Source organism: Paucibacter sp. DJ2R-2, assembly GCF_025717675.1.
GTDB lineage: Bacteria > Pseudomonadota > Gammaproteobacteria > Burkholderiales > Burkholderiaceae_C > Paucibacter_A.
On record NZ_JAJIRT010000033.1, the window covers coordinates 1 to 1093 of the forward strand.

Annotated in this window: 1 protein-coding gene; it reads right to left on the reverse strand. The window is 67.8% G+C overall.

Annotation, left to right across the window (positions count from 1 at the left end):
• Window positions 1-1093 (reverse strand): GTP-binding protein (locus LNV28_RS24985; protein WP_263521186.1); only part of this gene is annotated, 1093 nt, incomplete at both ends.

A 1093-nucleotide genomic window follows, 5' to 3' on the forward strand; every position in this document is an offset into this window, starting at 1 on the left:
GGCGCCGCTGGTGCGGTTGCTGCTGGGGTCGACGACGATCAGGCTGCCGCCGACGCGGTTGCTGGCATAGGGCTCCACCGGCAGGGCGGCCTGCACCTCGATCTGCACATGGCCGATCTCGTTGACATTCAACTGCTCGGCGTCCAAGGGCTGCAGGCTGTTGATGTCCAGGCGGTGCTCGATGGCGCTGATGCGGCCCTGCACCCAGCGGTTGCCATGGCGCAGCCAGTACTTGCGGCCGGGTACGGCCGGTTCGGTGTCCAGCCAGGCCAGTGTGGCTTTGAAGCTTTGCGTCGGCTGGGCTGAACCCGGGGTGACGATCCAGTCGCCGCGCGAGACGTCGAGCTGGCGGTCCAGCACCACGCCGGCCGATTCACCGGCCACGCTGTGGCTCACGGTTTCGCCGGCACGGCGTACTTCGGCCACGATGGCGCGCTCGCCGCTGGGCAGGATCTGGATTTCGTCGCCGGCCTGGATCTGGCCATGGGCGATGCGGCCCCAGAGGGTGCGCGGCTGGTTGCCTGTTCCTTCGCCTTCACGGGCGACGTACTGCACCGGGATCAAGACCTGACCCTCGACCTTTTCCTGCACGCCCGGCAGGCTTTCCAGCACCTGCAGCAGCGAGGGGCCCTGGTACCAAGTCGCCCATTCACCGGCCAGGGGCTGGGTGACGTTGTCGCCGCGCAGGGCTGAGACTGGCACGATGGCGGTGATGGCAATGCCGGCCTGCTCGGCAAAGGCGCGCAAGGCCTTGGACACGGCAGCAAAGGCCGGGCCGGGCTGCTCCAAGGCATCGAGCTTGTTGACGGCGAAGACGATGCCGGGCACGCGCAGCAGATGGGCCAGCAGGCTGTGGCGGCGGGTCTGCGGTAACAGCTCGACGGCCTCGACCGAGGTATCCAGCTTGGTGATGTCCACCAGCACCACGGCGGCATCGCTGCCGGCGGCGGCGGTGACCATATTGCGGGTGTACTGCTCATGGCCGGGCGCGTCGGCAATGATGAACTTGCGCGTCTTGGTGGCGAAGTAGCGGTAGGCCACATCGATGGTGATGCCTTGCTCGCGCTCGGCCTCCAGGCCATCGGTCAGCAGG